Source organism: Rhizobium sp. NZLR11, assembly GCF_019685115.1.
Lineage (GTDB): Bacteria > Pseudomonadota > Alphaproteobacteria > Rhizobiales > Rhizobiaceae > Rhizobium.
The window spans coordinates 41,819-64,487 of sequence record NZ_JABDWD010000028.1; the positions used below are offsets into that span (position 1 = coordinate 41,819).

Here is a 22,669-nt window from a genome sequence, read left to right on the forward strand (position 1 = left end):
TTAGCCATTATACCATGATAAGATCACTACTTTACCATGATAGGGCCTTGCCCGATATCTGTCTCCATCGAAAACGGAGATATCGACATGCGCGTATTCGTCACCGGAGCCACAGGCTGGGTCGGCTCGGCCGTCGTCAGCGAATTGATCGCTGGCGGCCATCAGGTGCTTGGCCTCACCCGCTCAGAAAAGGGGGCTGAGGAATTGTCGGCCGCGGGCGCCGAGGTCCATCGCGGCACGCTCGAGGATCTGGAAAGCCTGAAGCGCGGCGCGGCCGAGGCCGACGGCGTGATCCACACCGGCTTCAACCATGATTTCTCGAAATTCGCCGCAAACTGCGCCCTCGACCGGCGCGCCATCGAGGCGCTCGGCGAAGCCCTCCAGGGCTCCAGCCGCCCGCTGCTGGTCACCGCAGGCCTCGGCCATGCGCCCGGCCGCGTCGGCACCGAAAAGGACCCGCCCATGCCGACCACCGAGACCTATCCCCGCGCCTCCGAAATCACCGCGGTATCGCTTGTCGCGCGCGGCGTGCGCGCCTCGACCGTCCGGCTTCCGCCTTCGGTGCACGGCCATGGCGACCACGGCTTCGTGCCGATCCTGATCGATTTCGCCCGGCGAACGGGTGTTTCGGCCTATATCGGCGAAGGCCAGAACCGCTGGCCGGCGGTGCACAGGCTCGATGCCGCCCGCCTCTATCGCCTGGCGCTGGAGCGCGGCGCCGTGGGCGGACCCTTCCTGGCCGTTGCTGAGGAGGGTGTGCCATTCAGGCAGATCGCCGAGGTCATCAGCCGGCGGCTCGACGTGCCCGCCGTCTCGCTGTCGCGGGAAGAGGCGGCAGAACATTTCGGCTGGTTTGTGATGTTCGCCGGCTTCGACGTGCCCACGTCCAGCGAACATACCCGCGCGCTGCTGGACTGGCACCCGACCCAGCCCGGCCTTATCGCCGATATCGACCATCCGGCCTATTTCGGCGGGTAAGGTCCGCCGCGGCGTCGAACGGAGCGCCTCAGAGTGAGGCGCTCTTGTGTGTCGGCGCCAGCCTGTGCGATCCGCTCCCGACAGGCTGCCTGAACCAAGCTATTCCTGGATATCGGGTTCAACCACCCTCGCGAGGTTTTTCAGCGACTCCTGCCAGCCGAGATAGCAAGCCTCAGGCGGGATGACGTCGGGCACGCCTGCCTGGGTAATATCCACCTCGGTACCAACCGACACCTTCTTCAGCGTCACGGTGACCTCCATTTCGCCTGGCAGGTTGGGGTCGTCGAACTTGTCGGTGTAGCGAACGCGTTGGCCTGGGACGAGCTCGCGGAATTCGCCGCCGAAAGCATGGCTGTTGCCGGTCGTGAAGTTGCGGAAAGACATTCTGAACGTGCCGCCGACGCTCGGCTCCAGATGATGTACGGTGCAGAGGAAGCCGTTCGGCGGAAGCCACTTGGCAAGCGCGTCCGCTTCGATGAATGCGCGATAAATCTTCTCCGGGGTGGTCGCCAGAACGCGATGCAGGCGTATAGTGTTCGGCATGTTCGTGATCCTTTTAGATGGACGGAATGGACGAGCTAAGGACGGATAAGATCTGGCCGATCCGACACGGGATTGATCTTTTCTTCAAGAAAGATCGATAGAAGTCGAATCTCCCTTCAGCCCGGCATGCCTTCGAACTGTGGAAGGTGGAGCGGTGTTGCCCAGGCAAGCCGCCGTTTGGTAAACATCTCGACCCCCGGCTGTATCAGCTCGGGCCGATCCAGGCTGCCGAGGGTGACGAAGACGAGGCCGGGGAAACTCTCTAGATTGCTACTGAACAACCTCGCGCCGCAATCCGGGCAGAAATTGCGATCGAGACCCTTGCCGGAATCGGCGATATAGTGAAACGCCTTCGGGCTGCCGGCGGTCAGGGTGAAATCGTCCTGCGGCACGGCAAAAAAGGTGGCGGCTTCGCCGCCCGAGGCCTTCTTGCAATCCAGGCAATGGCAGTCGGCGACGAAAGTCGGATCGGTATCGAAGGCGAACTGCACCGCGCCGCAGGCGCATTTCCCCGTATATTTCCGGCTCATGCCAGGCACCTTTCGTCTGGTGTTGAAATGCTCAAGGCCGCCTGCGGGCGTCAGGCTGCCGCGTGCTTACCGAGCGCATCGAGCAGAAGGCGGGCCGCCTGTTTCGACGAGGCTGGGTTCTGTCCGGTAATCAGCAGCCCGTCCTGGACGACATGCACGGCCCAGTCCTCCATCGCCGAAAACTTCGCCCCCTGCTCTTTCAGCACGTCTTCGAGCAGATAAGGCACGATCTCGACGAGGTGCACGGCCGCCTCCTCGGAATTGGTGAAGCCGGTAACTATCCGCCCCTTCGCGATCGGTCCGCCGTCCGGCGCCTTGACATTGGTCAATATCCCCGGCGCATGGCAGACGAGCGCCAGCGGCTTTCCCGCTGCAAGCGTCTCCTCGATCAGCGAGTGCGCATTGCGGTCGTTCGTCAGGTCCCAGAGCGGGCCGTGGCCGCCGGGGAAAAACACGGTGTCATAATCCGCCTGGTCGATGTCAGACAGCATCAAAGTGTTGGCGAGCGCAGCCGTCGCGGCCGGGTCTCGTTCAAATCGCCGCGTATCTTCCGTCTGAAACGCCGGCTCGTTGCTCTTCGGATCGAGCGGAGGCTGGCCCCCTTTCGGCGAAGCGAGTGTGATCTCGGCCCCGGCGTCACGGAAAACGAAGTATGGGGCAGCGAGTTCCTCGAGCCAGAAGCCCGTTTTCCTGCCGGTGTTTCCCAGTTGATCATGCGATGTGAGAACCATGAGAATTTTCATTTGCCCAACTCCTTCGGTCCGGCCGGAGGACAAAACCTTCCGCGTCCGGTTTACGGTGAAATACGGCCTGCAATCTCATGTTGAACTGGAGAAATCATAGATCGGTCGCCCCTGCGACACAAGTCAGAGCCTCCAAATACCATCTGTGAGAATTGAAGCGAAGATGTAAGAAGAGAAGATCTGACGCGCAGAGATCAACGAGGGCGCGCAAGGGACCTGGAATGTGAGCAAGCCGAATTATCGGGACATCGCCCGCCATGCCGGCGTGGGAACCGCAACGGTCGAGCGGGTGCTGAACGGGCGTGGGGGTGTTCGTCCCGAACTTGTCGAGAAGGTCATATCCGCCGCACGTCGCCTGGATTACCCGCGCAAGCTTCCCGAGACCCATCGCGGCCTGCTTAGGATCGAAGTGCTGATGGTTCGTCCGGAGACCAGCTTCTACCGGCGCCTTTCCCTTGCTTTCGAGAGAATTGCCGCCACCCTCGACCCTTTGGTCGTCGTGCATCGCAGCTTCACCGACGAGATGAACGCCGAGGGAATTGCGCGACGCATCCTGTCCACCGACCTTTCACGGGCCGGGCTGATCCTTGCCGTGCCGAGCAGCCCGGTGATCGGTGCTGCGGTGGAAAAGGTAAATGCGCAGGGCCTGCCGATCGTCCAGGTCGTCACCCGCGCGTCCGAGCACGTCGGAGAATTCATCGGCATCGACAATAACGCTGCCGGCCGGACGGCCGCACTCTATATCAGCCGAATGGCTCCGCGGGCCGGACCTGTCGTTGCAATCTGCCACCCCATCTATCAAGTGCATCGCGATCGGATCCGCGGCTTTTCCAATTACTTTCGTGATTATCCCGGCGCCTCCAGCTTCGAATGGCTGGGATTTGGCGGCGATGAGGAGCGTCTCAGCGCCGATCTCCTGTGGTCGGCGCTGGAAACGTATCCCGGCCTTGCCGGACTGTACAATGCCGGCGGCGCCAACGCCGCCCTGATCGAAGTGCTTCGCCGGCATCCGCGCGGCCGCGACGTGTTCTTCGTCGGGCACGAATTGACCGATTACACCCGAGCGGCGCTGCAGGACGGCATCATGGATGTGGTGCTGGATCAGGCGCCGGAGGCGCAGGCGCGGCGCGCGCTCGATCTCGTTCTGAATAGGATAGGCTTGACCGATATCAAACCGGACCAGGCACCGATCCGTTTCATCACCATCACCAAGGAAGGGCTTTGATCTAATCAGATCAAGGAAGGCTTCGGCATTCACCAGCGCCCCTGCTATTTTCCAGTCAGCACAGATATGTGGGCGACGCGGAAACATCCGGCGTGCCCTAAGGAGATGCCAATGGATGATCTGAAATTCGGCAAGCGCAACAAGCGCGGCGACTGGGCGCCGGACCAGCATGTGGAGAACGCGCCGCTTTTCGTCTTTCCGCCGCGGCTGATGGTGGTCCTGAAATGGCTGCCGCATTATTTCCTTCCCTGGAACCTGATTTTTGCGGTTTCTGCGCTCGCCTACTGGGCCTGGATCATTCCCCCGGTCGACACGATGAAATCGCTGAGCCTCGGCTGGACCGCCTGGCTCTATGCGGTGAACGCCATCGCGGTCTTCCTGTTCTACGGTGCCTTCGAACTGCATCTCTACGTGTTGAAGCGGCAGGAAAACCGCTTCAAGTACAATGGCAAGTTCCCGGCCGACCACAGGAACAACGCCTTCTGGTTCGAACGCCAGAACCTCGACAATATTCTGCGCACCTTCCTGTCAGGCGTGACTATCTGGACCGCCGTCGAGGTCGGCATGCTCTGGGCCTACGCCAATGGCTATGCGCCGTGGCTGAGTTTTGCGGAAAATCCATGGACGCTGGCACTCGTGGCGCTCGTGGTGCCGATCATTCACGAGTTCCACTTTTTCTGCATACACCGGCTGATCCACACGCCCTTCCTCTACAAATGGGTGCACTCGGTCCACCACAATTCGGTGAACCCTTCGCCCTGGTCGTCGCTGTCGATGCATCCGATCGAGCACCTGCTCTATTTCGGAACGGCGTTCTACCATCTGTTCCTGCCCTCCAACCCGATCATCATGCTCTACCAGCTGCATTATGCGGGCTTCGGGGCCATTCCCGGCCATGTCGGCTTCGACAAGGTCGAGATCGGCAAGGAGAGGCTGGTCGATAGCCACGCCTATGCGCATTACCTCCATCACAAATATTTCGAGGTGAACTACGGCGACGCGCTGATCCCGCTCGATAAGTGGTTCGGCACCTGGCACGACGGTTCGCCCGAAGGCGAGGCGCAGATGCAGGAACGCTACCGCAGGCGCAAGGAAAAACTCGCAGCCCGCAAGGCCCGCCTGGAAGTCGGGGGAGCCGCCGAATGAACTGGGTTTCAGCTGGCAAGCTCGACGAGATCGAACAGGAAGGGGCCATCCGCTTCGACCATGGCGGGCGCACCTACGCGATCTACCGTGGTCCGGATGACAGCGTCTACTGCACCGCCGGCCTCTGCACCCACGAGGCGATCCATCTCGCCGAAGGATTGGTCATGGATTTCGAGGTGGAATGTCCAAAACATTCCGGCGCCTTCGACTATCGCACCGGCGAGGCCATCAGGCTTCCGGCCTGCGAGAACCTGAAAACCTATCCGGCAGAGGTGATCGACGGAGAGGTTCGTGTCGCCCTCGGCTAGCATGTCGCCCGGAAGTGCGCAGTGGTTCCGGGATAAAGACATGCATGAAACCAAGGCCTAAAGCGTGTCGCATGAATCAAAATCTGATGCGGCTAATCCTGTGCGGCCGGCGTCTCCTCACGAGCGCAGCCGCTCTTTCTATGGAGAAAACATGGACGGTATCGTCATCATCGGTGCGGGCGAATCCGGCACCCGGGCGGCCTTTGCCCTGCGCGAAGCAGGCTATTGCGGATCCGTCACGCTGATCGGAGCCGAGCCGCACCTGCCCTATGAACGGCCGCCTTTGTCGAAGACCGGCAACGGTGCGGTGCAGATGAAGCTGATCTGCGCGGCAGACGCACTGGAAGCGGCCGGCATAACCTATCTCAAGGGCTTGTCGGCTTCGACGCTCGATACCGGCGCCGGAACGGTGCGCTTGAGCGACGGGCGGGAACTGCGTTACGAAAAGCTGCTTCTGGCCACCGGCGCGCGGCCGAGACGGCTCACATGTCAAGGTGCAGCGCGTGCGCTCGACTTCCGCACCCACGCCGACGCCGAAGCGATCTTCTCTCGTGTAGCGCCGGGCGGCAACGTGGCGATCATCGGCGCCGGTCTGATCGGGATGGAACTCGCATCGGTCCTTCGCAGAAAGGACGTCGCGGTCAGCGTGATCGAAGCCGCACCGAGACCTTTGGGCCGCGCCGTCCCCACACGTTTTGCCGAAAAGCTGCACGCCAGACATGCTGCCGAAGGTGTGCGCTTTCACCTCGACCGGAGCGTGGCGGCGATCAGCGACGACGGCGTCACCCTGACCGATGGCAGCCTAGTGCACGCCGATCTTGTCGTCGGCGCCATCGGCGTCCTGCCGGACATCGCTTTGGCGGAAGCAGCGGGACTGGCCACAGGCAACGGGATCCTGACGGATACCTGTCTTCGCACCAGCGCGCCGAACGTTTTCGCGGCCGGCGATTGCGCGGCCGTGGCCCAAGCCGGCGGCGGACATTTTCGCTATGAAAGCTGGCGGAACGCCAGGACGCAGGCCGAAACCGCGGCGCGAAACATGGCCGGAGTCACCGAGACCTTTAGCGCCCTCCCCTGGTTCTGGTCCGACCAATACGATCTTGGCCTCCAGGTGGTGGGGATGCCGCAGCCCACCCATCAGACCGTCCTGCGTTCGGCTGCGGATGGCGAGCTCGAATTCTATCTGGACGCTGGCCGCCTAGTGGCAGCCGCCGGCCTTGGCATCGGCAATGGCCTGGCCAGGGACATCAAGCTCGCCGAGATGTTGATTGCCGCAGCTATCAGCCCCAGCCTCCCGGAACTGGCCGACCCCGGTGTGAACCTCAAAGCGCTTCTGAAAAGCGCACGGGCGGCGTGATGCAGAGGCTGCTGATCTTCCAGTCGCTCTGGGCCATGGAGCGCCGGCACACCGATGGGTTCGAGCGCACACTCGACGACAACATCGCGATGATCTCCGAGGCGGGCTTCGACGGCATCAGCGCACATTACACCAACCGCCGGGATGTCGTGCGCCTGAACGAGTCCATTCGGGGCACCGGCTTAAAGATCGAGGGCGTTTGCTTTCCTCGCAGTGTCGAGGATCTACGTCTGCCGCTGGAACTGGCCGCGGAGTTTCCGGTCAGTCACATCAACCTGCAACCCGATATCCGCCCGCGCCGCATCGATGCCTGCCTGCCGCTTCTCGATGGCTGGATGCGGCTCGCTGAAGATGCCGGCATTCCCGTGTTCATCGAAACCCATCGCGACAGGATGACCGCGGACCTGTTCTTTACGCTGGATTTGCTGGATCAGCGACCCGAACTGCCGCTGCTGGCCGACCTGTCGCATTTCCTGGTCAGCCGCGAATTCGCCTTTCCGGTCGACGAGGAGAACCACGCTCTCATCCGACGCATCCTGCAGAATGCCCATGCATTTCACGGCCGGGTCGCCTCGAGCGAGCAGGTGCAGATCGAAATCTCCTTCCCGCATCACCGGCCCTGGGTCGATCTCTTCCTCGAGTGGTGGGAGTACGGTTTTCGTAACTGGCGATCACGCGCCGCCGATGACGCCGAGCTGGTCTTTATCTGTGAGTTGGGCCCCAAACCCTATGCGATCACGGGCAGAAGCGGCAACGACCAGACGGACCGATGGGCGGAGGCCCTGGCGCTTCGGCAGATGGTGCGTGGGCTGTGGGCTGCCACTGCCTGGTCCCCCATACATCGGCCTTCCAATCATGGAAATCCACCTGCTGGATCAGTGTAGTGTGAACTCACACGGTAAGCGTGTTGGCGAAGGTTTGGGATTGTGAATCAGATATGCCTAATGTAAATCTTGACGTGCACAAGTTGTGAGACAGTTAATTTGCTACGATATCTGGTTAAGGACATTCGCTGGGAGAGGCTTGGAGATGCGGAAAATTCGTGCGGCCAGCCCGGCCCTCGGACAAACACAGCCAGAAGCTTCGAGTTCAATCGACCGGCTTTTGTTCTTTGACCGCGATTTCAATCCCATCGAGAATTTGCTGGGCAATGAGCTGCCTGCTTCTGTCAAGCCGGCAGCGTCACTTTGGGAGCATTTTCCAGAGCTGGACAAATCGGCGATTACGCTTGCTTTCCGCTCATTGGATGACAGCGGCAAGCCTTTGCGGGTATCGGGCGATCTTGGCAGGTCTGGGTCGCACGGGCTGACGATCTATCGGATCGGCGATCTGTTTGCCGTGGTCCGGTCGGAGGAACTCGCCGACGACGAGCGCGCAACCCTTTTGCATCTGGCGACCCACGATCCGCTTACGGGACTGCCGAACCGACGCCAATTCAGTGAGGACCTCACCGAATTGCTGCGGGAGACCGCAGGCTCGAACGAGACACTATCCCTGATGCAGCTCGACCTTGACGATTTCAAGCCCGTGAACGACACGCTTGGGCATCCGGCGGGCGACAAGCTTCTCCAATTTGCTGCAAGGCGTATTCAAGACTGCCTGACCGGTGATGACAGAGCCTATCGACTGGCTGGTGACGAATTCACCGTCATTTCCATGGGCTCGGGACAGCCGGCCAAAGCGCACCGGCTAGCAGAAGTCTTGGTTGCCGCATTCAAGAAACCCTTCACGATAGATGGCATCGCGGTCTTTGTCGGCACCAGCATCGGCATATCCACAGCTCCGCCGGACGGGACAAATCCAGAGCAGCTTATGAAGGCGTCCGACCTTGCACTCTATGCCGCGAAAAAAGAGGGGCGCGGTCGAGCAGCCGCGTTTGATGCCTCAATGCTTGAGTCGCTGGAACAACGCGAACTGCTGCGCCGCAGCCTGCGCATGGCCTTGATCCAACAGCAATTCTTTGTCGAATATCAACCCATCGCCGAGGGCGGCTGCGTTGTCGGCTTCGAAGCATTGCTGAGATGGCACCATCCACTGCTTGGAAAAATTCCACCTGCGGCATTTATTCCGATGGCCGAGGCTGATGGAATGATGCCTGATATAGGTGCATGGGTTTTGGAGCAGGCATGCCGCGAGGCGATGAACTGGCCAGAGAACTACGTCGTCGCCGTCAATGTGTCCGCAGCTGAATTCCTGACCAGCGGCCTCACCGACCGGATATCCCAGACGCTCGACCTGGTCGGATTCCCGCCCGAGCGTCTGGAACTTGAGATAACTGAAAGCGTCCTGCTTGAGCGGACCGTCAACAATATCGACACGCTGAACACTCTCAACGTGCTGGGGATACGGATCTCGCTGGATGATTTCGGGACAGAATATTCCTCCTTGAGCTATCTGAAGACATTCCCTTTCGACACCATCAAAATCGACAAGTACTTTATCACCGATCTGGAAAGCGATCCGAAAAGCCAGACGATCGTCCGCTGCATCGTGAACCTCGCACATGGTCTCGACATGCAGGTGACGGCCGAAGGGGTCGAGACCCCAGGTCAGGCGGAATGGTTGGACAGTGTGGGCTGCGACAGGCTTCAAGGCTATCTGGTGAGCAGGCCGCTTCCGGTCGAGGCGATCAGTGAGTTCATCACCCGCATGGAAACATCCGTAAGCCACGCGCTGCCATAGCAGGAAACCGATTTTTCGCCGTGTTTTGAGAGGGCATGCATCAACCCGAGGCTCCAGGCAAGCTGATGGAGGCTGTATTGGAAGAGGAAGCATCAGGTTTCGATGACCCGGCATTGGCGCCGATGGTATCGCTGGAACTGAACGTTGCGATGTTCAAATCCAAGTGGCAGTTTTGCGACAGGATTACCGAATATCTCTCAGACATTCTCGGCCAAGGTCACAGCGATCCCGCTCGATATTCGAATTTTCTTTCCGTCGCGGCCAACGAGCTCATTGAACTTGCTTTCCGTTCGACAGGTGAGCCGGGAAGGATAAGTTTCCGTCTCTATCGGGGCGCGACGTTCAATCGGCTGAGAATTGCGTTTGCCTGCGAGGAAGCATCTGGCCGTGAGCAGGCGGGTGCGAGATCAGGCGAACGCCAGTCTCTCCCAGGCGCCGGGGCCGACTTGGTCATGAAGTCCGATGGGACGATTTTGCTTAGAGATTTGGCAACCCTATTCCGCGCCGCTATCCGAATTGAGAAAGATGGCGCCCACGGGATCCAGATCATCGCGGATTTCCCTTCGGCCGAGGACTTTCAATGAACCTGCTTGCTCACCCCTTCACCGTCCGTTTCGATCCGACAAATCAGGAGCTGTTGCTGTCTGGCAAGATGCGGCCCGAAAGTGCAACCGAGATTGCCGATGCCCTCAAGCTGGTGCGGCAAAGTTTGGAAAAATACAGCGGCGTCGTTTACCTGAATGTCAAACGTCTGACGCACATCAACATGACGGCCTTCGTCGCTCTGTCCGATATACTGACCGCAAGCTGCCGGACCAAGCCGGAACGGAAGATTGTCATCATCACGTCCAGCGTGGTGGCCTGGTCGACTTCGTTGTTCCAGACGTTGGCGGCATCACAACCAAACCTGTCGGTTGAAGTCTACGATTCGTCATTTTATCCAGGCCAGAGCTTTGTCGAGGATGAGACTTTCATTCCCATTCTCCGCACCCAGACGAAAATGACATGGAGGCACGAGCGCGAACTCCTGCCTCGCCACGGTCTGCGCAGCGGCCTTGTCATCGCGGATATCTGTTGCGGAATTGGCGATTTCGCCGCCTTGGTTCAACGGGAATTCAAACCGGCACGCCTTGTCGCGCTGGATCATTCCGTACGAAGCCTCGAATATGCACGCAGGGTCGCTGCCGACTTCGATCTGCAGGGGATAGAGTACACCTATGGTGACGCGTCCCAAATGCTCCTTCGCGATAATCAATTCGACTTTGTGACCTGCCGACATTCGCTCCAGATTTTCAACCGTCCCGAGATGCTGCTGCGGGAGCTTTACCGTATCTGCAAGCCCGGCGGCCGCGTCTACATCACCAACGAAAAAAATTCGCATTGCCTGGGCGAGCCCCATGCGGAAACGATAAAATGGACTTACGAAGAAGTCGCCAAACTGTTCAGGCACTTCGATATGGATGTCGAGATGGGGCCGAAAAGCCGTCATCTTCTCGCCGACGCCGGCTTCGACACCATCAAGGTCGATAACTTCATGGTCACGAATCTTGACGGGGATCCGCAGGACTTCGCAGACATCATCGAAGCCTGGGAAAATGTCTACGCCGGTGAGATGGCGGTTCGACGGGGCGACTCGTTGGATTTCATTCGCAGGTTCCGGCAAGGATTCAAAGATCACGTCTTTGCTGCCCTTCACCCCAAGGGTTATGCAGGCTGGCCGATTTGGGCGGCTTCCGGCCGAAAGCCGTTATGATGGACGGCAAATCATTGTCGAAAGGACCGATAAGACTGGGCTCGTTTCGAGCAAAGTTCATCCTGGTTGTCGGTGGGGCTGTGCTCTTTGACCTGCTGGTCAGCGGTGGACTGGCGCTTTGGAACGTTCAGAGGCTATCGCGTGACGCAACGCTCGAGGTCGGCCAGGGTCTTGAAGCTGCAAGCCAGGAATATATCCGCACATATGCCGATTCGACTGCAGCACAGGTGAGTTTGCTGCTGCGCCAGGTTCATAGCGACGTCAGCACGCTCGCAGGTGTGCTCCAGGCGCAGATCGACGATCCCGCGCGCAATTCGGACGTCGGCGCGGCAATCGCGCGCACATCTCCCGGCAGCGTCAGCCTCTCTTACGATCAGACGGGGAAGTGGTCTCAAAACGCGCCGGGCTCAGTCTCCGTCGTCAGCGTCTGGGGCTACTTGCTTGGACAAGACCAGAAGCCGAGACCCGACGTTGAGACCGATATCCAGGCGAGCGCGGTTCTGGATCTTGTAGCGCCGAGCTTGCTGCAGCACGGTGCTTCGAAACTGCAGATGTATTACATCGGATCGAAAGAACGACCGATTTTCAGAACGGCGCCCTATACCGACCAGGCTCAGACCTTCGACCGGCTCTATCCGGGTCACAACGAGGCGAATTTCTGGGACTTCTTTTTTCCCGGCCTTTACGAGTCCTGGCAGGGCTGGGCCAAGGATATGAAGACGCGGCCGGTCGCGGCCGACATCACCCAGACCGCGCCCTATACGGACGCCATCACCGGAAAGCTGATCGTCAGTTTCTTTCATCCACTCTGGACAGCCGACAGGAAGGATGTCGCCGGGACGGCCGGCGCCGACATCACACTCGACCAGCTGGCGCAGACGGTTGAAAATGTCAAAGTGGCCCAATCCGGCTTTGGCTTTCTCGCCATGTCCGACGGCAATGTCGTCGCGATCAACAGCACGGGCGAAAAAACTCTCGGTCTGCGGTCCGCCAGCGATGCGAGCGGAACCGGGGTGACCGGCCTGGAGCGCTCGCTGAAGGGCAGCGCCCAGCCTGCGATCGCCAAACTGGCGCTTGACCGCGAACAGGGCATCCAGCATTTGCTGTTGCAGCAGGACGGCAACGAGGTGCCCTATATCGTTATCGTCAAGAAACTGCCTGCGACCAATCTCTGGGTCAGCGGCCCGGTTCGGCAAGAAGCGATGCTGCTTGGCGTGGTTGTGCCCGAGCGGGAAATCGATGCCTCGCTCTATGCCGCCCAGGCCAAAATTTCCGACGCGACAAACCGGATCGTGCTCTACCAAATTCTGGCAATCCTGATGTCACTGCTGATCGTGACGATCGCGGTATTTGCGGCCTCGAAACGAATAACCGGCGGAATCAGCGCGCTTGCCGGTGCCGCCAAGCGGATTCAGGCGAAGGACTATTCCGTCAGGGTCGCAATAACAAGCAAGGATGAGGTCGGCGAAGCCGGCGAAGCATTCAATCGGATGGCCGAAGAGATCAGCTATCACACCGAAAATCTCGAGCAGCTCGTCGAAGAGCGAACCGCGCAAATCGAAGACGCAAAGGAAGAGATTTCGACGTTGAACGCACAGCTCCAGAGAGAAAACAGACGTCTTGGCACGGAACTCGCCGTCGCCGAGCGGATTCAGCTCATGGTGCTTCCGCTGGATCAGGAGCTCGAGGAGTTTCAGGCGCTCGAGATCGCAGCCTATATGAGGCCGGCGGAAGAAGTCGGCGGCGATTATTACGACGTATTGAAGAACGGAGGTCGGTTGAAGATCGGCATCGGCGACGTTACCGGACACGGGCTGGAAAGCGGCGTATTGATGTTGATGGTTCAGTCCGTCGCCCGCGCCCTGCAGGAAGCCGGAAACACCGATGCAGTGAAATTTCTCACGGATCTGAACAGCGCCCTGTTTAAAAATATCGTCAGGACGAAAATCGACAAGCACCTCACTCTGGCGTTTCTTGACTACGACGGAAAAGAGATGATCCTATCGGGACAACACGAGGAAGTTGTCGTCGTTCGGGCGAACGGCGAGGTTGAGCGCATCGACACCATGGATCTGGGCATACCGATCGGGCTGGAAGCCGATATCTCCGCCTTCATCAAAACCCGTGAAATCGCGTTCGAAAAAGGCGATCTCATTCTCCTGCATACGGACGGCGTCACAGAAGCCGAAAATGACGCCGGAGAACTGTTTGGCATCGAACGCCTGTGCCGCGAAGCAGTTCGCTTGAAGGATCTGAGCGCTGAGAAAGTCGTTTCTGAAATTGTCGCGACACTCATGCTCTTTATCGGATCGCAGAAGATTTACGACGACATCACGCTACTCGCAGTGCGGCATAGGTGAGACATGAGGCCAACGGTATACGGCAGCGAATCCTTGGCCGGCATAAGTCTGGATTCGGGCACGCGCCTGACCTTAACGGATGGCCCCCTTCAGCTTGGATGGAAACACTCCGGAATGACGTCGGACTTCATAGCGGAGGTTATGGCTCTGCGGTATTCGGGCTCGAAGAAGGGCTACGTGCAGGCGCATCACGACATCGGATACCTCAGCAACGAACTGATCGAAAACGCCGTGAAGTTTCGACAGCCTGGTGAGATCCTTATTGAAGCCGGCATATTCGACGGATCATTTTTGATAAGGGTGCAGAACACGATCGATGGCGTGACATCCTCTCGCTTTCAGCAGCTATTGCATCGCCTCCAATCGAGGGACCCCGGAGAACTTCTTCTTGAGCAAATCGAAACCAACGCCATATCAACAGCAAGCGGTTCCGGCTTGGGGTTACTCACACTTCTGAGCGATTACGACGCAAAAATGGCATGGGCATTCGAAGAAAGTGAAGGTGAGCGTATCATACTGACGACGACTGCAGCCGTGGCGATGCCGCCCTCCTCCAATCCGTGAGCGAAGAATGGAAATCAGCGACGAAAACTTCCGCGTATGGGCGGAACAAAACGAAGTGTATTTCGATGGGGTATTTCGGCTGGCAGGACCGGACGCCTATGCGCCCATCTACTCATTGATAACAGGCCTGCTCCACGAGGGGCACAAACAGGTGACTTTCAACCTGACCGGTCTCGAGTTCCTCAATTCCTCCGGCATAAATCTCCTGGCCAAGTTGACCATTGAAGCTAGAAAGATGGGCGACCTGCTGCTCGTCGTCAAAGGCACCCACCAATATCCTTGGCAAGCGAAATCCCTGCCGAATCTCAAAAAGCTGCATCCGCTTCTCGATTTGCGATTGGCATGATCCTCCTTCGGCGAAGGCTAATCACCGTAAACGGTGTTTAGCCGGCACCTTCCAGATCGCCGCATGGTTGACGCTGACCTTGACACCCTCCATTGCTGTGTCCCGCTGCGTTGGGAGGGGAGCGCGTATTCGCATCCTGCCGGTAACTCTCCCAGCCATCCACGAGGATGAAGCGATGGACGACATTCAATCCAAACGAATGATTCTCGAATTCCTGAGGAAGCACTCGTTGGCTGTGATCGCGACATCTCATCGAAATGGCACGCCTGAAGCTGCGGCCATCGACTTTTCCGTTCGGGACAACCTTGAAATCGTGTTCGATACCTTTGAACACACTCGCAAATTTGCAAATATTTCGGAGCAGAGCAGCGTCGCACTCGTCGTCGGCTGGGACGACAATATTTCGGTTCAGTATGAGGGCGATGCCATGAAGGTTTCCGCTTCCGATATTGAGAGATACCAGGAAGCGCATCTTAAAAGCGTTCCAGTTGAGAGAGAATTTGTCGAGAAGGGTGCTGTGATATTTAGGGTCAACCCTCGTTGGATACGATATTCGGATTTCACTAAAGAACCTCCAGAGGTTATCGAGGTTCACTTCTGAAGGCTGACCGATCCTCTTCACCCCTTGCTCCGCAATCGGCGCAAGTCCCGTGCGGGTGATCACCAGTTTGCGACGCGTGTGCCCAATAATAGGCCAGCCGAATGTCCGGCCCGAATCTCAAAAAGCTGCATCCGCTTCTCGATTTGCGCTTGGCGTGAATTGAGCCGAGGGAGGAAGAGGTGGCATCCACGCCCAATCCTCCGCTCATTGGGAGTAGCATAGGCGCTGTCGTGCTCGCACCTTGACCACATGCTTTGTTATTTCGAAGGTTGCCCCCCCCAGGGGGACGGCGGGTTTGCGCCAATTGCGAACTTAGGGCTCTCTCCAACGGCAGCTACAGGTCACTCCGCCAGAGGCGATCCATCATATCGAATGCGAGCGCGACGTTCGGGTCGGAACGACGCGGGAGCAGGCATGCGAAGCCCAAAGTGGTCTGCAGCTCGACCCTGTCGGCAATGACCAGGCCGTTGGTCTGTCGCTCATCGAGGGCGATGGATTCGCGGCACAAGCTGAGACCCAGGCCCGTTCGCACCATGGCCAGCATCGAAGTCTCCTGGTCAACTAGCGCGACGACATTCTGCTTGAGATTGAGGCTGCCGAGCTTCTTGGCCAGCAGTCGGTGGTGAACCGATGCCGGCGGCGTGCCGATCCACGGCAGTTCGGCAAGCTCCTTCCAGTCCTTCCCTGCGACGAGGCTGGCAAAGGCCGGCGGTGCCACGACACGATAGGTCAGATGCGAAATTGGACGGATGAAGAACTGCGCGTCAGACGCCGCATCCTGGACCTGGGTGCTTGATCCGTAGTCATCGAGATCACCAAGGAAAAACCCGACATCCAGCTCGTTGCGTTTCAAACCGATCGCCACTTCTCCACTCATTCCCTGGCGAAGCTCGGTTTCAATTCCCGGGCCGCTTTCGACCAATGCCTGCAGGAATGCACCAAGACGGGTAAATTCCGGATCGATGATCGTGCCGATCCTGAGCTTGCCGCGAAGTTGCGCCGTGAGGTGCCTGGCGGTCTGGCTGAACTCCATGACCGAGGCGATAACCTGCTCCCCTTTGGTGGCGAGCAACGCGCCATCGCGTGTCAGTTCGAGCCCGCTCGCCGTTCGCCGGAATAACGTCAGCCCGACATCGTCAGCAAGGCGCTTCAACTGGAGGCTAATCGCCGGCTGTGTGAGATGCAGAAGCTCCGCGGCGCGGGTGACGTTGCCTTCCCGGGCAACAGTGACGAATGCGCGCAGCAGCCTCAGGTCCAGATGATCCGCCATATAAAATTCTCTTATAATTGATTGTCGCATTTATCATTGGATTGTGCCTTTGGACAACGTTTATATGCTGCCAGGAGGATGATCATGTCCAAGGAATATGATCCAGCTTATAATTTGAGCGCCGTTCCATTCGGCTCTGCGGGGACGCTGGCGTGATGACCACCGGCTCCCCGACAGATGCACACATCTACGATTACATCATCGTCGGCGCTGGCTCGGCCGGGTGCCTGCTGGCCAATCGGCTGAGCCGCGACCTTTCCAAGCGCGTGCTGCTCATCGAGGCAGGGAAGAAGGACAACTACCCCTGGATTCACATCCCCGTCGGCTATCTCTATTGCATCGGCAATCCGCGCACCGATTGGCTCTACAAGACCGAACCGGAAGCCGGCCTCAACGGGCGTTCCCTGCGTTATCCGCGCGGCAAAACGCTCGGGGGCTGCTCGTCGATCAACGGCATGATCTACATGCGCGGCCAGTCGCGCGATTATGATAGCTGGGCCGCTCAAACGGGTGACAGCGAATGGTCCTGGGAAAAATCGCTGCCGGATTTCAAGGCGCACGAGGACCATTACCGCCTCGATGGAGGTGCTGATCCTGTCACGGGTGACAATAGCCGATTTTCCGACATGCATGGCCATGGTGGCGAATGGCGGATCGAGAAGCAACGTCTCAGATGGGACATCCTCGAATCCTTCGCCGACGCAGCGGTGCAGGCTGGCATCCCACGTTCGTCCGACTTCAACAGCGGCGACAATGAAGGCGTCGGCTATTTCGAGGTCAACCAGAAATCCGGATGGCGCTGGAATACGTCGAAGGCTTTTCTTCGCCCGATCCGCAATCGCCGCAACCTGTCGATCTGGACAGAAGCCGAAGTCGACAAGCTGATCGTCGAGACGGCTCCCGATGGGCGCAAACGTTGCGTCGGCCTATCTCTCTATCGCCGGAACCAACGCATGTCCGTTCGGGCCGAGCGCGAAGTCATCCTCTCGGCCGGGGCTATCGGCACGCCGCAGATCATGCAGTTGTCAGGCATCGGTCCGGCGGAAGTGCTGAAGGCGGCAGACATCGAAGTCAAACACGATCTCCCCGGCGTCGGCCAGAACCTGCAGGACCACCTGCAAATCCGCGCCGTGTTCAAGGTCAGTGACGTAAAGACGCTGAACACGCTGGCAAACAGCCTGATCGGCAAGGCCAGGATCGGTCTGGAATATGCCATCAAGCGCAGCGGACCAATGAGCATGTCGCCCTCACAACTCGGGGCTTTCACGCGCTCCGACCCCGGCCGAGGGCATGCCAATCTCGAATATCACGTTCAGCCGCTCAGCCTCGACGCCTTCGGCGAACCCTTGCATGCGGTTCCGGCGTTCACGGCAAGTGTCTGCAATCTCAATCCTTCAAGTCGCGGCAGTGTTCAGGTCCGTTCCAATCGCCGTGGTGAAGTGGCTGCGATCGCGCCGAACTATCTGAGCACGGATGAGGACCGCAGGATCGCCGCAGACAGTATCCGCCAGATCAGGTCGATCGTCAGCCAGCCGGCGCTTGCGAGATACCAGCCTGTCGAGTGGAAGCCGGGGGTCGAATTCCAGAGCGATGGCGATCTGGCAAAGCTGGCCGGCGACATTGCCAACACCATCTTTCATCCCGTCGGGACCGCGAGAATGGGCCGCGATGACGATAATATGGCCGTGGTCGACAGCCGGCTGCGCGTCCGGGGTATCGATGGCCTCAGGGTCGTCGATGCCAGCGTGATGCCGACCATCACCAGCGGAAATACCAGCGCCCCGACGATGATGATCGCCGAGAAGGCAGCCGGCTGGATCATCAGCGACGCGCAAAAGCGCGCCTAAGAACAAGAGCATTTCGGAGGATCACACAATGACATCGATTTCGCGTTCCGCATTGCCGCTCTCGGGCGTTCGGGTCGTTGACTTCGGCCAGTATATCGCCGGCCCGGCCGTTGCCATGATCCTTGGCGATCTCGGTGCGACCGTCGTGCATATCGATCCACCATCGGGTCCGCTCTGGGACAATCCGGCCAACGCGATCCTCAACCGCAACAAGCTGATCGTGGCGATCGACCTGAAGACCAAGGCTGGAGCGGAAGAGGCCAATGCGTTGGTCGCCGAGGCCGACATCGTCATCGAGAATTTCCGGCCGGGCGTCTTGGCCCGGCTCGGCATCGACTTCGAAGCGTTGCGCGCGGCCCGGCCGGAAATGATCAGCGTCTCGATCCCCGGCTTTGCTTCGAACGATCGGTTGCGCCGCGACTGGCGGGCCTTTGAGACCGTCATTGCCGCTTCTTCCGGCGTATTCACCGACATGGGCCTGAACCGAGTACTGATGGGTATCAATCCGTCCTTTTCGCCCCTGCCGCTGGCATCCGCCTACGGCACCATGCTGGCGGCTTCCGCCGCGGTCTTTGCCCTGCAGTCGCGCGAGAAGACCGGCCATGGCGATCACATCGAGGTTCCGCTCGCCGCCGCAGTCATGGAGGGCCTGTCCTATAATTCGATCAAGATCGACGATTACCCTGTGCGCTACCAGACCCAGCGCGAACAGGAGATCGAGCGCCGCCGCACCGAAGGCCTGCCGATGGACATGTCCTATGACGACCTTCAGGAATTCCTCGATCCGTTCTATCGCAGCTTCCTGTGCAGCGATGGCCGGATGTTCTACGTCGTTTGCCCGAGCCACAAGAACCACGCCAAGCGCTGCCTGCAGACGCTTGGCATCTATGACGAACTGGTCGAGGAAGGACTTCGCGAGGAAGAGGATACCTATCTCCCCGTCGCCGCATGGTCATCCGACGTCTCGCTCGGTGTCTATCCATTGCCAAAATTCTGGGCCGACAAGATCGCCGGCCGAATGAAGCAAATCTTCCTGACAAAGACTTCAGCCGAATGGGAGCGCGTGTTCGGTGAGGGCCTGTTCCCCGGTGCGCCGCAGCGATGGCTGCAGGAATGGATCGCCGACGACCATGCCAAGGCGGCGGGACTGATGATCGAGGTCGAAGACCCCGTTCTTGGCAGCATGACCCAGCCGGGACCGATGGCCTGGCTGCAGGAAAGCGCCGAGGCCATGCTCAGCCCAGCGCCGCGCGCCTGGGGAAGCGTTGCCGACGCATTGGCAAAACTGCGGACGATAAAGGCCCCAGAATTGCCTTTGCCGGCAGTAGGTCCTGCTGGCGGATGGCTGGATGGCGTCAAAGTCCTCGATCTTTGCAACGTCATCGCCGGACCGCATTCTGTCGCCTATCTCGCCCGCTTCGGCGCGGAGGTCATCAAGATCGATCCGGCCAAGCCACTCTACGACTGCTGGAACACGGTGATCTTCGGCATGTCGCATATGCGCGGCAAACAATCCGCACTGCTGAATATCAGCTCGCCTGATGGACGGGTCGCTTTCGAAAAGCTGGTGAAGTCCGTAGACGTCGTCGTCTGGAACGCGACCGACCGGCAGGTCAACGCCATGGGCCTCGACGTTGAGGGCTTGAAGGCCCTCAATCCACAGGCGATCTTCTGCCAGCTCGATTGCTTCGGCGGCGTCCGCACCGGACCGCGCACCAACTATCTCGGCTATGACGACCTAGTGCAGGCAGCAACCGGCATCATGCTGCGGTTCGGCGGTTCGATGCAGACGCCCGAGGAACACGCTCATGTCGGCACGATCGATGTCATGTGCGGCTTTGGTGCAGCGCTCGGCGTGGCCGCAGCGCTCTACCAGAAGTCAAGAACCGGCGTCATCGGACGTCCCAGGACTTCGCTTTCAGCACTGACGGGTTTGGCGCAGATTCCATTCTGCTATGACTATGAGGGCCGCAGGCCGTTCGACGAGCCTTCAGGACGCGCGACGAGAGGGTTCAATGCGCTCGCGCGGGTCTACGAGACGCAGGATGGCGGCTCGATTCTCTTGGCCGCAACTGAAGACGACCTCCCCGGGTTCTCGGGCGTACAGGGATTGACGCGCTTGCCTCTGCTGGCTCCAGGCGACCGTGAGACTTATCTGACCGATGCGTTCGCCACCCGACCCGCCGAAACCTGGCATCAGCGCCTTATCGCCGCTGGCATCGGCGTATCGCTCTGCGATAATATCGAGAGCATCCGGAGCCGCAGTGCGCGCGTTGCCGACGGCACGCCGGGGACGGACCGCGGCAGTTATTCGTTCTCGATCTTCCCCGATCATCCCAGCGGTCACACAGTGACACAACTTGATCCGCTCGCCGTGAGGTCGACGCAGGCGACGGTAACTTCGTTGGCTCCCGCCGAAAAATACGGAGCGTCGACGGCAAAGGTATTGTCGGAGGTGGGCTACAGCGAAAGCGAGATAGAGATGTTGATCACGTCGGGATCGGCCAGCGTCTCATGGAGCCATGAATACCTGCCGAGCTAAACGCGTCGGAAGTCTCAACTGCCGATGGCTGACACGCGTTCCATTGGCGGGCCTAACCGCATACGTTGATGGTTCATCCCATCCCCTATTCTCCTTGGGTTGCCCCGGTCGCAAGCTCTGACACAATCCGCGCCTTGACCTCATCCGGCCATTGGCGATGCACCTCACGTCGGCTCCGCCGCGTCGTTAGAACCTCCAACGTAGTCTCATGGAGAAACTCCTTGTCACTCGTCCATGGAATGTCGATCAAAGATCAAGCGACAGAAGACAACGTGGGCCGACAACATCGGGTACGGTGTAGCACATACCTCCTTTCCCTCTCGATCCTCGTTTCGAACCACCAGATTGGCCGCGACGATGGCCGCTAGCACGCCAGCGTTCGCCACGATGACAGGTGGTGGTTCGGCTTCAGGCCGTAGCGATCAGCCACATCTTGCACCGTCACGCCCGGACGCAGGCCCCCCGAGGCAGTCCTTGCCTTGATCTCATCGGGCCATTGGCGATGTCCCTACAGACTATAGCGGCCAGGACAGCAAAGAAACGAAACGTTAAGCAATTCAGGCCGTGTAGGACCATAGCCGGGGCTATGCACTGGACCTCGGTCCGATGTGCGATGCGCGATCACCGTCTAATCTTTCATATCTGCTCACGTCGTGCCCTGCACGGCTCCTGACGGTCTGATACGGAGAACAACGATGCGGATAGCAACCTTAGCGTCCCTGGCCGTGCTTTCGCTGGCGCTTGCAGCAAGCCCGTTAACGATTGCCGGGCTCGACTCGGCCGCACTGGCAAAGGACGGCGGAAACGGCGGCGGCAATGGTGGTGGAAATGGCGGAGGCAATGGCGGCGGTCATGGCGGCGGCAATGGAAACAGCGGCAGCCATGGCAGCGGCAACCAAGGCAGCGGTTCGACCCACGGCAACTCCAACTCTCAAGGCGTGAGAGGCAAATCTGGCGAGGCGGCGGGCAAGTCCAAGTCCGCGAAAGCAGGCGAGACTAAAACCAGCACCAAAGAAAAGAACCTGTCGGCGCAGCTTGCAGGCCTTAACTCCTTGAAGCGGAACTACAGGGCGTTGATGCACACATCGGACCCACGCATGACTGCCATTTCGGCCTATGCCGTGGCTTATGCCCAGTATGAACTCGACAATGGAATCGAGCCCGCAGCCGATGACCCTTTGTTGGGGGATGAGGCGCTCGAGGATGCATTGGCTTCGGCAACGAAAACCGGTCAGGTCAGCCCCGCCGTTCTGGACGAAGCCAAGACCATTCTCGGTGTTGGCGACGCGAATGGAAAGATCGATCAAATCCGCACCTCGCTTGAGAACGCCGCTCCGGCGACTCTCGATGAATAGCCGCTAGTGAGGTGCAGGCGGTGCGAAGCGCCCAGTGGTGGCGCTCCGCACTAAACTACGAGAGCATTTCCGTCTTTGTCTAAGTAGCGGAAATGCTCTATTTTTTTGAGCAATTTCGGGTGTAGAACACGGTCTGAGACCTCCGCGAGGGCTGCCCCTCATCCGGCTGCCGCCACCGACCGGGGTCGAGCCACGCGTCTCGACCCGTCCCTTCGGACCCCCGTAAACGGGGCGAAGGGGCCTCTCAGTTCCCCTCCCACCTCTCGCGGGGCACGTCCCCTCGCCCCGTTTACGGGGAGAGCGACTGTCTTATTTGTCAAGCGTTTTGCCATGGTCGTCCGTCCCTGATGATGGCATTGAGGATGGTGAGCAGCTTGCGCATAGTTGCGACGGTTGCGACGATCTTGGGCTTGCCGGCCGCGACCAGACGGTCGCGGAAGGCCTTGAGGTCGGGGTTGTACCGACTGGCGACGAGGGCGGCCATGAACAGCACAGCCCGCACCTTGCCGCGGCCGCCGC

The 22,669-nt window shown here is 59.4% G+C and carries 20 protein-coding genes and 2 pseudogenes; 16 read left to right on the forward strand and 6 right to left on the reverse strand.

The genetic code is table 11. The features are described from left to right. Positions 1–87: 87 nt before the first annotated feature. Positions 88–978 (forward strand): SDR family oxidoreductase, encoded by an 891-nt coding sequence (locus tag HJB83_RS30630; RefSeq protein ID WP_221133142.1) that lies wholly within the window; start codon positions 88–90, stop codon positions 976–978. Positions 979–1,077: 99 nt separating this feature from the next. On the opposite strand, the gene HJB83_RS30635 is transcribed toward HJB83_RS30630, so the two are convergent. From HJB83_RS30635 to HJB83_RS30645, 3 genes are all read right to left on the reverse strand, one after another. Beyond that, positions 1,078–1,521 carry an SRPBCC family protein gene (locus HJB83_RS30635; protein WP_207580951.1) on the reverse strand — a complete coding sequence of 148 codons (444 nt, stop codon included), beginning with the start codon at positions 1,519–1,521 and terminating at the stop codon, positions 1,078–1,080. A gap of 116 nt (positions 1,522–1,637) precedes the next feature. Beyond that, positions 1,638–2,051 (reverse strand): GFA family protein, encoded by a 414-nt coding sequence (locus HJB83_RS30640; RefSeq protein WP_221116752.1) that lies wholly within the window; start codon positions 2,049–2,051, stop codon positions 1,638–1,640. A 50-nt stretch (positions 2,052–2,101) separates the two neighbouring features. Further along, complete coding sequence (locus HJB83_RS30645; RefSeq protein ID WP_207580952.1) at positions 2,102–2,794, reverse strand: type 1 glutamine amidotransferase domain-containing protein; 693 nt, start codon at positions 2,792–2,794, stop codon at positions 2,102–2,104. Positions 2,795–3,017: 223 nt separating this feature from the next. On the opposite strand from HJB83_RS30645, the gene HJB83_RS30650 reads away from it, so the two are divergent. The 12 genes from HJB83_RS30650 to HJB83_RS30705 all read left to right on the forward strand — a co-directional run bounded on the left by HJB83_RS30650 (position 3,018) and on the right by HJB83_RS30705 (position 15,136). Next, entirely contained in the window at positions 3,018–4,019 is a 1,002-nt protein-coding gene (locus tag HJB83_RS30650; RefSeq protein WP_207580953.1) for a LacI family DNA-binding transcriptional regulator, read from the forward strand. A gap of 111 nt (positions 4,020–4,130) precedes the next feature. Beyond that, entirely contained in the window at positions 4,131–5,165 is a 1,035-nt protein-coding gene (locus tag HJB83_RS30655) for a sterol desaturase family protein (protein WP_207580954.1), read from the forward strand. Beyond that, entirely contained in the window at positions 5,162–5,473 is a 312-nt protein-coding gene (locus HJB83_RS30660; protein WP_207580955.1) for a MocE family 2Fe-2S type ferredoxin, read from the forward strand. Before HJB83_RS30655 ends, HJB83_RS30660 begins: the two co-directional genes overlap by 4 nt. A gap of 151 nt (positions 5,474–5,624) precedes the next feature. After that, a complete protein-coding gene (locus HJB83_RS30665) occupies positions 5,625–6,830 on the forward strand; it encodes an NAD(P)/FAD-dependent oxidoreductase (RefSeq protein WP_221133143.1) in 1,206 nt (401 codons plus the stop codon). After that, a complete protein-coding gene (locus HJB83_RS30670) occupies positions 6,827–7,714 on the forward strand; it encodes a sugar phosphate isomerase/epimerase (RefSeq protein ID WP_207580957.1) in 888 nt (295 codons plus the stop codon). Before HJB83_RS30665 ends, HJB83_RS30670 begins: the two co-directional genes overlap by 4 nt. Positions 7,715–7,859: 145 nt before the next feature. Beyond that, the gene (locus HJB83_RS30675; protein ID WP_207580958.1) at positions 7,860–9,512 is read left to right on the forward strand and encodes a bifunctional diguanylate cyclase/phosphodiesterase; all 1,653 of its coding nucleotides are present in this window, start codon (positions 7,860–7,862) and stop codon (positions 9,510–9,512) included. A 77-nt stretch (positions 9,513–9,589) separates the two neighbouring features. Further along, on the forward strand, positions 9,590–10,096 hold the full coding sequence (locus HJB83_RS30680) for a hypothetical protein (RefSeq protein ID WP_207584336.1): 507 nt from the start codon (positions 9,590–9,592) through the stop codon (positions 10,094–10,096). Continuing rightward, positions 10,093–11,265 carry a methyltransferase domain-containing protein gene (locus HJB83_RS30685; RefSeq protein WP_221133144.1) on the forward strand — a complete coding sequence of 391 codons (1,173 nt, stop codon included), beginning with the start codon at positions 10,093–10,095 and terminating at the stop codon, positions 11,263–11,265. Before HJB83_RS30680 ends, HJB83_RS30685 begins: the two co-directional genes overlap by 4 nt. After that, positions 11,262–13,625: a SpoIIE family protein phosphatase gene (locus HJB83_RS30690; RefSeq protein WP_207580960.1), complete on the forward strand. Its 2,364-nt coding sequence runs from the start codon at positions 11,262–11,264 to the stop codon at positions 13,623–13,625. The genes HJB83_RS30685 and HJB83_RS30690 overlap by 4 nt, the downstream gene beginning before the upstream one ends. A gap of 3 nt (positions 13,626–13,628) precedes the next feature. Continuing rightward, positions 13,629–14,189, forward strand: a complete 561-nt coding sequence (locus tag HJB83_RS30695; protein WP_207580961.1) for a slr1658 superfamily regulator — start codon at positions 13,629–13,631, stop codon at positions 14,187–14,189. 7 nt (positions 14,190–14,196) lie between these two features. Beyond that, positions 14,197–14,535, forward strand: a complete 339-nt coding sequence (locus HJB83_RS30700) for a slr1659 superfamily regulator (protein ID WP_207580962.1) — start codon at positions 14,197–14,199, stop codon at positions 14,533–14,535. 175 nt (positions 14,536–14,710) lie between these two features. Further along, complete coding sequence (locus tag HJB83_RS30705; RefSeq protein WP_221133145.1) at positions 14,711–15,136, forward strand: pyridoxamine 5'-phosphate oxidase family protein; 426 nt, start codon at positions 14,711–14,713, stop codon at positions 15,134–15,136. Positions 15,137–15,470: 334 nt separating this feature from the next. Here HJB83_RS30705 and HJB83_RS30715 read toward each other — a convergent pair whose 3' ends face one another. Next, a complete protein-coding gene (locus HJB83_RS30715; RefSeq protein WP_221133146.1) occupies positions 15,471–16,406 on the reverse strand; it encodes a LysR family transcriptional regulator in 936 nt (311 codons plus the stop codon). Positions 16,407–16,561: 155 nt separating this feature from the next. On the opposite strand from HJB83_RS30715, the gene HJB83_RS30720 reads away from it, so the two are divergent. Continuing rightward, positions 16,562–18,253: a GMC family oxidoreductase gene (locus HJB83_RS30720; RefSeq protein WP_221133147.1), complete on the forward strand. Its 1,692-nt coding sequence runs from the start codon at positions 16,562–16,564 to the stop codon at positions 18,251–18,253. 28 nt (positions 18,254–18,281) lie between these two features. After that, positions 18,282–20,795, forward strand: a complete 2,514-nt coding sequence (locus tag HJB83_RS30725) for a CoA transferase (RefSeq protein ID WP_221133148.1) — start codon at positions 18,282–18,284, stop codon at positions 20,793–20,795. A gap of 364 nt (positions 20,796–21,159) precedes the next feature. On the opposite strand, the pseudogene HJB83_RS34810 reads toward HJB83_RS30725, so the two are convergent. Continuing rightward, a pseudogene (locus HJB83_RS34810) lies at positions 21,160–21,285 on the reverse strand (hypothetical protein); the annotation flags it as partial. Between the two features lie 205 nt (positions 21,286–21,490). Here HJB83_RS34810 and HJB83_RS30735 point away from each other — a divergent pair. Beyond that, positions 21,491–22,150, forward strand: a complete 660-nt coding sequence (locus HJB83_RS30735) for a hypothetical protein (protein WP_221116748.1) — start codon at positions 21,491–21,493, stop codon at positions 22,148–22,150. Positions 22,151–22,466: 316 nt separating this feature from the next. Here HJB83_RS30735 and HJB83_RS30740 read toward each other — a convergent pair. After that, positions 22,467–22,669, reverse strand: a pseudogene (locus HJB83_RS30740) (IS110 family transposase); the annotation flags it as partial.

Coding starts and splice junctions, on each gene's coding strand:
- HJB83_RS30630 (WP_221133142.1), top strand. CDS start 88: ATGCGCGTATTCGTCACCGGAGCCACAGGCTGGGTCGGCTCGGCCGTC.
- HJB83_RS30635 (WP_207580951.1), bottom strand. CDS start 1,521: ATGCCGAACACTATACGCCTGCATCGCGTTCTGGCGACCACCCCGGAG.
- HJB83_RS30660 (WP_207580955.1), top strand. CDS start 5,162: ATGAACTGGGTTTCAGCTGGCAAGCTCGACGAGATCGAACAGGAAGGG.
- HJB83_RS30735 (WP_221116748.1), top strand. CDS start 21,491: ATGCGGATAGCAACCTTAGCGTCCCTGGCCGTGCTTTCGCTGGCGCTT.
- HJB83_RS30665 (WP_221133143.1), top strand. CDS start 5,625: ATGGACGGTATCGTCATCATCGGTGCGGGCGAATCCGGCACCCGGGCG.
- HJB83_RS30700 (WP_207580962.1), top strand. CDS start 14,197: ATGGAAATCAGCGACGAAAACTTCCGCGTATGGGCGGAACAAAACGAA.
- HJB83_RS30720 (WP_221133147.1), top strand. CDS start 16,562: ATGACCACCGGCTCCCCGACAGATGCACACATCTACGATTACATCATC.
- HJB83_RS30705 (WP_221133145.1), top strand. CDS start 14,711: ATGGACGACATTCAATCCAAACGAATGATTCTCGAATTCCTGAGGAAG.
- HJB83_RS30640 (WP_221116752.1), bottom strand. CDS start 2,051: ATGAGCCGGAAATATACGGGGAAATGCGCCTGCGGCGCGGTGCAGTTC.
- HJB83_RS30655 (WP_207580954.1), top strand. CDS start 4,131: ATGGATGATCTGAAATTCGGCAAGCGCAACAAGCGCGGCGACTGGGCG.
- HJB83_RS30695 (WP_207580961.1), top strand. CDS start 13,629: ATGAGGCCAACGGTATACGGCAGCGAATCCTTGGCCGGCATAAGTCTG.
- HJB83_RS30645 (WP_207580952.1), bottom strand. CDS start 2,794: ATGAAAATTCTCATGGTTCTCACATCGCATGATCAACTGGGAAACACC.
- HJB83_RS30725 (WP_221133148.1), top strand. CDS start 18,282: ATGACATCGATTTCGCGTTCCGCATTGCCGCTCTCGGGCGTTCGGGTC.
- HJB83_RS30685 (WP_221133144.1), top strand. CDS start 10,093: ATGAACCTGCTTGCTCACCCCTTCACCGTCCGTTTCGATCCGACAAAT.
- HJB83_RS30690 (WP_207580960.1), top strand. CDS start 11,262: ATGATGGACGGCAAATCATTGTCGAAAGGACCGATAAGACTGGGCTCG.
- HJB83_RS30675 (WP_207580958.1), top strand. CDS start 7,860: ATGCGGAAAATTCGTGCGGCCAGCCCGGCCCTCGGACAAACACAGCCA.
- HJB83_RS30715 (WP_221133146.1), bottom strand. CDS start 16,406: ATGGCGGATCATCTGGACCTGAGGCTGCTGCGCGCATTCGTCACTGTT.